Raw genomic sequence first — 9421 nt, forward strand, 5'->3', positions numbered from 1 at the left:
GAAAACGGGGGCGTTGTTATGAGTATTGAGAAGGTAACCGTCGTTAAATATGATGGTGAAATTCGAAGTGAAACCCAGGATAACGCAGCAATCGAGCATCCATTAACTATTCAACTGGATGGGGAAGAATTTGCCACAATGGTTTGCTCTCCAGACCACTTAGATGAACTAGTTATTGGTTTTTTAGCATCTGAAGGAATAATACGTTCCTCAGAGCAAATCAACTCCCTTCAAATTGATAATACTCGTGGTTTTGCATACGTTGAACTGAAAAATAAACAGGTCAGAAATAAAGATTCAGTCTCTAAAAGGTTCATTGGTTCTTGTTGCGGAAAAAGTAGGCAGTTCTATTTTCAAAATGATGTTCTAACGGCCAAAACCATTCGTGGTCATATGAACATGTCAGTCAAGCAATGTTTACGACTAATGGAAGACATGCAAAATCAATCTTCTCTGTCTCAATTGACCGGTGGATTTCATAATGCAGCGCTTGGAACAAAGGAAAAACTTTTACTGTCACGAACTGATATTGGCAGGCACAATGCTTTGGACAAAATCTATGGCTATTGTTTACAGAATCATATTTCCTTAGCAGATAAAGTGGTTGTGTTTAGCGGGAGAATCTCATCTGAGATTGTATTAAAAGTTGCAAAAATCGGGGCAGCAATCCTTTTATCTAAGTCAGCGCCAACATCGTTAGCGCTACAACTGGCAGATGATTTAGGAATAACCGCGATAGGTTTTATTCGCACAAATCGTTTAAATGTATATACCCATCCAGAGCGAATTATTTAAGGTGAAAATTTATGAAAGAAGGAAATGATATGGGATTTAACCCACCAAAAAGAACAGCTGAATTAGCAATGAAACATGGAGAAAAAAAAGTTCATCTACCATTAATGACTTCACTAGTTCTCGGGTTTTTAGCAGGAGCTTTTGTAGCGTTTGGGTTTTTATTAGACATTCGAGTAACAGGCGATTTGCCGGAAGAAATATGGGGATCTATGTCTGCACTAATCGGTGGAGCAGTTTTTCCAGTCGGACTAGTATTTGTTTTGCTTGCTGGAGGCGAATTACTGACAGGTAATATGATGGCTGTCGCAACAGCAAGATTTTCAGGTAAAATTAAAACCATTCATATCGTTAAAAACTGGTCTATTGTAACAGTCAGTAATTTCGTTGGTTCAATTTTCGTTGCTTACTTTTTTGGACATATCCTCGGTTTAACGGAAACTGGTCCGTATTTGGAAAAAACAGTTGCTGTAGCTGGACACAAACTAGAGGATTCCTTTTTTCAGGCATTTGTGTCAGGAGTGGGAGCAAACTGGCTGGTATGTTTAGCAGTATGGCTTTGTTATGCTGCAGACGACATGGCAGGGAAAATTCTCGGGATCTGGTTCCCGATTATGGCGTTTGTTGCTATTGGTTTTCAGCACGTTGTTGCGAACATGTTTGTCATTCCCGCTGCAATCTTTGCAGGTTATTACACCTGGGGTGAATACTTTATTAACTTTGTTTCCGTGTTTCTGGGAAATGCTGTCGGTGGTGCTATCTTTGTAGGCTGGTTTTACTGGCTTGCCTATTTAAAAGAAGATGTTTGATTGTGGAAAGAGGACTGGTAAAAGCACGGTTGATAACTACACCTGCCCGAACGCATCAAAACGTATAACGAAAGGGTTAGATCTGGGAAACCAGCTCTAACCCTTTCATTTTGGATAATCATTCTATCTCGGAAGTTGAATGGATTACATGCTCGGTGCAATCCGAGCAAACATCCAGAATATCATAAACTTGTTCTTCATCTGCTGGTTTCTCAACCCTTCCACAAACCTCACAAATCCTGGCCATTTAGAAAGACCTCCCTTTCAAATTTCACCTTCAAGTGCATTTGCTTCATAGCCAATATCCATAACTGCTTGTTGAAAATCATCTAATGACCCAGCATTCTCATCAAAGGAGATGATAGCTTCTTTTGACTGAACATTTATTTTAACGTTACGAACTCCCCACACATCATGTAGAGCTTCTGAGACCTTGCTTTCATCTTCCTTTTGCAGTGCTGGGATAGATAGTTTATGGGTAATCAATGGTTTCACATCCTTGACTTAATGGGCTTGTTTATTCGATAACCCTTCTCCCATGCCATTTAAAAAGTGGATCATGGTGTTTAACGATGTTCTAACATTTGGATCTTTAGTTGATTTTACTAATCCCCAAATTCCAACTTGGTCCTGGTTGTCCGTACTTTCTGATGCTTTCTGCAACCCTTTGGTTAATCCCTGGATTATTTGGTTTAATTGATCAGGATCAATTGATGATAGTAGACCAATGCCACTCATACCATTTTTGATCATGTTGTGCACACTGGTTTGATTAATCTGTTCCATTGCAATGGATCCCACTTTTTCTCTTGTTCGAAGTAATCCTCTCAGCATTGGAAGAACACCTGATTCCTGCAACTCTTCAAGAATGAAAAGGCTATCCTGAATTGCTTCTCGGTTGTCTGCAATCTGCTTAAGAATAGCATTTAGGTCCTCTGCACGTTCTTCATCGACATTACTTTCTTTTCGCTCAATTTGCCTGGTCGCTTTTGCCATTATAAACCCCCTCATTCTTAAGCATTGCAGGTATCGAAGTGAAATCTTTGCGATCCCATTTCTTCTGTACTTCTACACCAATATGTGGTTGGGGATTGCCGAAGCGAAAGTTATTACGTGGCAATGGTGAATCGCCACTTTTTTCGAGCATGTCCATTTTCACATGTGCTTCCTTATAATTTGGTGTATGAGTATCTTTGTCGTAATAACTACTGGTTAATTTGTTTACAGCTTTTTCGCTTTCCGTTGTGTTCATAGGCAGATAGAGTTCTCTTCCTGTAACCCTTTCCGTTACTAGTACCCGGATCTTAACTATTCCGTATGGAGAGGTTAAACGGACCAGTGAACCAGTTTCCAAATCGCGTTCTTTTGCAAGTTCTTTAGAAACCTCTAACCAAGGACCAGGGGCGATATGTTGAAGACCATCTGACTTCTCTGTCATATTTCCTTCATGAAACTGCTCCAGTAGCCGACCATTGTTTAAGTGTAGGTCAAACTCTTCAGGCTCTTCTCTTGGTGGTGTCCAGTCGACAGGAAAAAGTCGTGCCTTACCGTCCAGGAATTTAAATTTATCTTTAAATAGTAGAGGTGTGCTTTCTCCGTTTCTTTTCACTGGCCAGATCTGGCTGTCCCATCCCTCTAAACGATCATAGCTGACACCTGCAAAAATTGGGGCGAGCTTGGCTACTTCATCCATGATCTCGGATGGATGCGTATACTGCCAGTCAGCACCAAGCTTGTTGGCAAAGTCCCGAAAAATTTCCCAATCTGGCTTGCTGTCACCAAGTGGCTTCAGAACTTGATGGAATCGTTGAATTCTTCTTTCCGTATTTGTAAAAGTGCCCTCCTTTTCGAGGCTGGGAGCGGCTGGTAAAACAACATCGGCAAATTGTGCTGTTTTTGAAAAGAAAATATCTTGAACCACAAAGAACTCTAGTTTTTCAAATGCCTCATGTACATAGTTTATATTTGAATCGACCAATCCCATTTCCTCACCAAATAGATACATTCCTTTTACCCGTCCATCAGTTATCGCTTCTACAATTTGATGGTTGTTTAACCCAGGCTTCTTAGGAATTTTTGTTCCCCAGGATTTTTCAAATCGAGCACGCACTTCATCATTTTCTACAGGTTCATAGCCTGGAAGCCAATTTGGCATCGTACCAAAATCACTCGCGCCCTGCACATTATTATGGCCCCGAAGTGGGAAAGCACCAGCACCTGGTTTACCGTAATTTCCTGTGATTAACAGAAGATTACTTATAGCTGTACTTGTGTCTGTACCTCCAAGGTGCTGGGTCACTCCCATTGCCCACAGGATACATGTTCCGTTAGAACTGTGTATTTCTTCTGCAACTTTTATTAATGTTTCTTTAGATAATCCAGTTACTTCTTCCGTATATTCGAGTGTAAATTTTTCTAATGAATCTTTATATTTGTCAAAGTGGTTAACGCGATCCTGCAAGAATTGTTTATCTTCCCAGCCTTGATCAAGAATATATTTGGTTACCCCTGATAGCCAAACAAGATCTGATCCTGGCTTTGGATGGATATGCATGTCTGCCCGATCAGCTAAATCATTTTTTCGTAAATCTGAGACGATTAGTTTTTGATTCCGTAATTTGTGGGCCCGCTTTACTCTGGTTGCTAACACTGGGTGAGACTCTGCTGGGTTTGCCCCAACAACAATGACCAGGTCAGCACTTGAGATATCGTCGATTGTACCTGAATCTCCACCAATTCCAACTGTCCGCATTAGACCGGCTGATGCTGGCGTTTGGCAATACCTGGAACAGTTATCGATATTATTCGTTTGAAAAACAGAGCGTGCGAGTTTCTGAAATAAGTAATTCTCTTCGTTTGTACACTTTGAGGATGAAATAAATCCTATTGAATCAGGACCCTCTTTGTCTTTCATTTCTTTAAACTTTTCGGCCATAAGGTTTAAGGCCTCATCCCATGACGCTTCATAGAACTTATCGCCTTTTCGAATAAGCGGCTTAGTCAGGCGTTCTTCACTGTTAACGAAATCCCAACCGAATTTACCCTTTACACAGGTTGAAATGCCATTAACGGGTGCCTCCTCTTGTGGTTGAATCTTTAAAATTTCCCGACCCTTTGTCCATACCTCAAAGCTGCATCCAACACCACAGTAAGTACAGACTGTTTTTGTCTTTTTGATACGGTCTTCCCGCATTGTAGCTTCAACATTAGAAATAGCGAGAATTTCCTTGTAACCAGGTTCTACATCTTTTGTTATGTCAATCATTGGTTCTAATATGTTCTTAGGAATCCCAGTCATATATCCCGCTTTTCCAAGCATCGACTTTTCCATTAATGCATTACAAGGACAAACCGACACACAATGACCACAAGATACACATGAAGATTCATCAATTGGAACATTATTATCCCAAATAACTCTGGGCTGCTCTTTTTCCCAGTCAATGCTTAACACTTCACTTACCTGGAGGTCCTGACAAGCTTCAACACAAAGTCCGCATAGAATACATTGGTCTGGCTCGTAGCGATAAAACGGATGTGAGTTATCAGGAGGATATGGCTTTGGTGTGAATTCATACTTTTGGTGCTCAACTTCTAAGTATTCTGCAGTGTTATGCACCACACAGTTTCCATTGTTGTTATCACATACCGTACAATAAAGTTCGTGATTTTTTAGAATACGTGACATTCCTTCTAGCTGAGCTTCTCTTGCAACTTCAGATACAGAATTGACTACCATATCAGGTACTGCCTTGGTTGAACATGCTCTCTGCAAGTCTCCATTCACTTCTACATAACAGGTGTCACAGGTTTGGATAACGCCGACACCCAGGTCTGGTTGTGAGGAACAAATATCTGGAATGTATACATTGTTCTCCAGAGCTGCTTCTAAAATAGATTGCCCTTCATTCGCTTGAATTTCTTTATCATTCACTTTGAGGGTGAAACTATTTTCTTTCATTGACACCAACCTCCTTAACTATTTTGACTATAGTTAAAGTATTAACCATTCAATAACCTGTGATACAAGCAAATGTGTTATTTTGTAATAATTTGCCGGACAATAACCATTATATTTTTTAATAGTACATTCTATAGAAACTGAGTCGTTTTTCTTTTCATACAGAAATGGTATGTGGTCTAATAATTAGGGAAGGAGGTCATCACATGGTAAAAATTAAAGTTTATTCGGATTATGTGTGTCCTTTTTGCTTCTTGTTAGAAAAACCATTGCTTGAAGCCATGGAGGGAAAAGAAGCAGAACTCGAATGGATGCCGTTTGAATTGCGCCCTGAGCCAAATGAAACCCTAAAGCCAGAGGATGATTATTTACAAACCACTTGGAAACAGTCGGTTTATCCTTTTGCTGAACAATTAGGTGTTGAATTAAAATTACCAACCGTATCACCTCAGCCATATACGCATCTTGCTTTTGAAGGATTTCAGTTTGCGAAGAAACATAATTTGGGTAATGAATATAGTAGTCGGATGCTTAAAGCGTTCTTTCAGGAAGACTTGGATATCGGAAATGTCGACGTTCTGGCAACTTTAGCTGAAGAGATTGGTTTAGATAAAAATAAGTTTCATACTGCTTTAGTGAACAGGACCTATAAGGATATCCATCTAAATGCATTGAAGCAGGTTGAAGACGAAAATATAACTTCCGTCCCTACGCTTAAAATCGGTGACAAGACTCTAGTAGGTCTGCATAGCAAAGAACGGCTAGCAGAAGCTATAGATGAAGCAAATAAACCGAGGCTAACCTTTGGAGATGGAGCTGTCTGTGGACCAGATGGCTGTTATATATAATTAGGAGGAAAAACTATGACAACGAAGAAAAAAATTACAGTGTTCTCAGACTTTTTGTGACCATTCTGCTTTATAGGGAAAAACCCGCTTGACCAGGTGGTTAAGGATTATGATGTTGAAGTTGAATGGAAGGCATTTGAACTAAGACCAGAGGGTGTTGACATTCCTGCTCATACCCCGGAGTACATGGAGAGGGCCAAGGCTGGCGTTGAATCTATGTCAAAGCAATACGGTATTGAGATGAACTGGAATGATAAAAGTAAGCATTCACGCCATGCATTAGAAGGAGCCAAGTTTGCTGATTCCCAAGGAAAATCAAATGATTATCATGAGGCTGTTTTCCGTGCGCAATTCCAGCAGGAAAAAGCGATCAACGACATTGATACATTGGTAGGAATCGCGGAAGCAATTGGCCTCGATCCAGTCGCGTTTAGAGAGGCGCTCGAATCAAGAAAACATGAACCCGAGGTCTTAGATGACATTCAGGAAGCAAGCCAAATTGGTATAACCGGTATTCCTTGTTTTATTTCAGGGAACAAAGGCGTCATGGGTGCACAATCCTATGAGGATCTTGTTGAATTAATTAAGAACGATTAAATAAAATCGATTTAAAATAAATTCAAAGGCTATCAATTATAAAAACCTGATGGCCTTTTCCCTTTTTCACTTTGGAGTATGCTGCATGTTAAGGGTATGACTGAAAATTACTTTCAAAATCGAGCATGGTTCAGCCAAAATCGAGCGCTAACGGCGATAATCGAGCACCATCATAAAATATCGAGCACCAACAACCACGAATCGAGCACCAAAAGTTTGGCGCTCGAATTATCGACGTCGCTGCTCGAATTTATAACATTCATGCTCGATTTTAACTAAAAGTTTTGCAGTCCTTATTAATTCCTTAGTTCTGAAGGAATTACACGCGATAAATATGTGAATAATAAACCGGGTGTTGTTGAAATGAAAATTAAATAAATTGCAGAACAAGAGAGAATTCACACCTTGAGAAGCAATGTAAGGAGGAATAAAACATGGCAAAAGTACTGGCAGTATTATCAGGTGGTTATAAAGATGAGAAAAATGATTATGAAACAGGCTGGTGGGGAGAAGAATTGTTTTCTCCACTCGAATCGTTAGAGAAGGCTGGTCATGAGGTTGATCTAGCTTCCCCATTAGGAGGCAAACCTGTTGTTGATGAGGTGAGCTTTTTACCTGAATATGATCCAGAGGGAACCTATAAAGCGTTGTATGAGTCAGGAAGGGCAGATGATACTAAGAAGCTTTCGGCAATCAATTCAAAGGAATACGATGTGGTATTGGTCGTCGGTGGTCACGGTGCTATGTACGACCTCGCAAAAAGTGAGGATCTACATCGTATTATCAATGAAATTTACGATAATGGTGGAATAGTCGCTGCGGAATGCCATGGTCCAGCACCGCTTATTTGGACGCTTCGCCCAGATGGGAAAAGTATAATTGATGGTAAGAATGTCACTGGTTATCCAGATGAAATAGAGCCAGAGGGATTGCTGGATATCTTACCATTTAGCCTGGAGCAGGAAATGACGAAAGTGGCTAACTATGATAAAGGTAACTTAAGTGAAAAAGCACATGCTGTATGGGCTGACGATCAAATTGTAACAAGTCGTGATCCATTTTCATCAGATCTCATGGGCGATGAATTGGTTAAGGCGTTAGAAAAAAAGAAGTAAAATATAATGTATCTCACTTCCATATTGGAGGTGAGATTTTTTTAGTTAGAAGTAAATTCAATGGTATAGTGGAATTAATTAGTAATTGAAGGAGGGGGCAAAGCAAATGAACAGTACCACACAATCTCATTTTAAAAATCTGAAATCTGACGACAAAAACATACGCTACGAGGCATACATTTCTATACTTGCTGAAACGGAGGGACCGGTGGATTGGGCTTATGAAGTATGGGACAAACTAAAAGACGATTTAACACACGCTGACAATCACAGAAGATCACGTGCAGCCCAGTTCTTGTGCAGTCTGGCAATAAGCGACCCTGAGAAAAGAATGATAGAAGACTTTCAATTGATTTGGAAAGTAACATATGACGAAAAATTTGTAACGGCCAGGCATACGCTGCAATCAATTTGGAAAATAGGTTTAGCTTGCGAAGAACTGAAAGAGCTAGTGGTTAACAGTTTTGTCGATCGCTTCACTAACGGTGTTAATGAAAAAAATTATACATTAATTCGTTTTGATATCATTCAAGGACTTCGGAATTTATATGAGAAGAAACAGGAAGAAGGAATAAAACAAGTGGCACATCAATTAATTGAAAAAGAAGATGATACAAAGTATAGGAAGAAATATGCTGCTGTGTGGAAAAACATCGAATTGTGCAGTAGTTAACGTTCGATTACCTTGATTAACCAATAGTAAAAAGCACTTATTAGGTCATTCTAACAGTGGATGAAAATCCGCCAAAATGGTTAGAGGAGGATGACAATGCCACAAGCAAACGGAGTTCACGAAACATTAGAAATCCATGAATTGTTAAACTTCAAGAACTTATGTCTAACAAAATCAACGGTTATGAGTTCCTTAACACAGGATCCAGAGCTTAAGCAATTATTGAAACAAACAGCCCAAACGGACAGAGAAAACATTCAAACATTAAAAGGCTTTTTATCCTAAGGGGGAAATGGAATGAATGAAATGATTCAAAATATGACAGGTATGGGCGGTATGACGGAGCAGGTTATCGCAACTGATTTATTAGTATCAGCTAAATCAGGTATAAAGAATTATGCACTTGCGCTGACTGAAACAGCTACCCCAGAGATTAGGGAAGCACTAAAGGCACAGCTTAACACAGCAATTGATGTACATGAACAAATAACGAACTACATGATGTCTAAAGGCTATTATCATCCTGCAGATATGATTGAACAGAATGCCGTTGATATGAAAACAACCGAAAGCGCATTAAGTTTACCTCAACAATAATTGTAAAAGGCTCACTGATCAGTGAGCCT

12 protein-coding genes are annotated in these 9421 nt (G+C 39.8%); 8 read left to right on the plus strand and 4 right to left on the minus strand.

From position 1 onward, the window contains the following. The first annotated feature begins 18 nt into the window (after window positions 1–18). Window positions 19–795, plus strand: a complete 777-nt coding sequence (gene fdhD / locus ACOI1D_RS19740) for a formate dehydrogenase accessory sulfurtransferase FdhD (protein WP_422503723.1) — start codon at window positions 19–21, stop codon at window positions 793–795. A 29-nt stretch (window positions 796–824) separates the two neighbouring features. Continuing rightward, the gene (locus tag ACOI1D_RS19745; protein ID WP_422503725.1) at window positions 825–1601 is read left to right on the plus strand and encodes a formate/nitrite transporter family protein; all 777 of its coding nucleotides are present in this window, start codon (window positions 825–827) and stop codon (window positions 1599–1601) included. Between the two features lie 118 nt (window positions 1602–1719). Here the strand turns inward: ACOI1D_RS19745 and ACOI1D_RS19750 are convergent, their stop codons facing one another. From ACOI1D_RS19750 to fdhF, 4 genes are read right to left on the minus strand one after another with little or no spacing between them, the layout of a single operon-like run. Continuing rightward, complete coding sequence (locus ACOI1D_RS19750; protein WP_422503708.1) at window positions 1720–1848, minus strand: hypothetical protein; 129 nt, start codon at window positions 1846–1848, stop codon at window positions 1720–1722. A gap of 17 nt (window positions 1849–1865) precedes the next feature. Then, a complete protein-coding gene (locus ACOI1D_RS19755; RefSeq protein ID WP_422503709.1) occupies window positions 1866–2087 on the minus strand; it encodes a heavy-metal-associated domain-containing protein in 222 nt (73 codons plus the stop codon). A gap of 18 nt (window positions 2088–2105) precedes the next feature. Beyond that, window positions 2106–2597, minus strand: coding sequence for a DUF1641 domain-containing protein (locus tag ACOI1D_RS19760; RefSeq protein ID WP_422503711.1), 492 nt, complete (start codon window positions 2595–2597; stop codon window positions 2106–2108). Next, entirely contained in the window at window positions 2572–5562 is a 2991-nt protein-coding gene (gene fdhF / locus ACOI1D_RS19765) for a formate dehydrogenase subunit alpha (protein ID WP_422503713.1), read from the minus strand. The genes ACOI1D_RS19760 and fdhF overlap by 26 nt, the downstream gene beginning before the upstream one ends. 206 nt (window positions 5563–5768) lie before the next feature. Between fdhF and ACOI1D_RS19770 the strand changes: the two genes are divergently transcribed. The 6 genes from ACOI1D_RS19770 (at window position 5769) to ACOI1D_RS19795 (ending at window position 9392) form a co-directional block, all read left to right on the plus strand. Next, complete coding sequence (locus ACOI1D_RS19770; RefSeq protein WP_422503714.1) at window positions 5769–6410, plus strand: DsbA family oxidoreductase; 642 nt, start codon at window positions 5769–5771, stop codon at window positions 6408–6410. Window positions 6411–6482: 72 nt separating this feature from the next. Beyond that, window positions 6483–7007: a DsbA family oxidoreductase gene (locus ACOI1D_RS19775; RefSeq protein ID WP_422503727.1), complete on the plus strand. Its 525-nt coding sequence runs from the start codon at window positions 6483–6485 to the stop codon at window positions 7005–7007. A gap of 434 nt (window positions 7008–7441) precedes the next feature. After that, window positions 7442–8122 (plus strand): type 1 glutamine amidotransferase domain-containing protein, encoded by a 681-nt coding sequence (locus ACOI1D_RS19780; protein WP_422503715.1) that lies wholly within the window; start codon window positions 7442–7444, stop codon window positions 8120–8122. A 106-nt stretch (window positions 8123–8228) separates the two neighbouring features. After that, a complete protein-coding gene (locus ACOI1D_RS19785) occupies window positions 8229–8795 on the plus strand; it encodes a hypothetical protein (protein ID WP_422503717.1) in 567 nt (188 codons plus the stop codon). Window positions 8796–8891: 96 nt separating this feature from the next. Beyond that, window positions 8892–9080 (plus strand): hypothetical protein, encoded by a 189-nt coding sequence (locus ACOI1D_RS19790; protein WP_422503719.1) that lies wholly within the window; start codon window positions 8892–8894, stop codon window positions 9078–9080. A gap of 12 nt (window positions 9081–9092) precedes the next feature. Beyond that, window positions 9093–9392 carry a spore coat protein gene (locus ACOI1D_RS19795; RefSeq protein ID WP_422503721.1) on the plus strand — a complete coding sequence of 100 codons (300 nt, stop codon included), beginning with the start codon at window positions 9093–9095 and terminating at the stop codon, window positions 9390–9392. Window positions 9393–9421: the final 29 nt, after the last annotated feature.

This window comes from Virgibacillus sp. DJP39 (assembly GCF_049310925.1).
Classification (GTDB): Bacteria; Bacillota; Bacilli; order Bacillales; family Amphibacillaceae; genus Virgibacillus_F.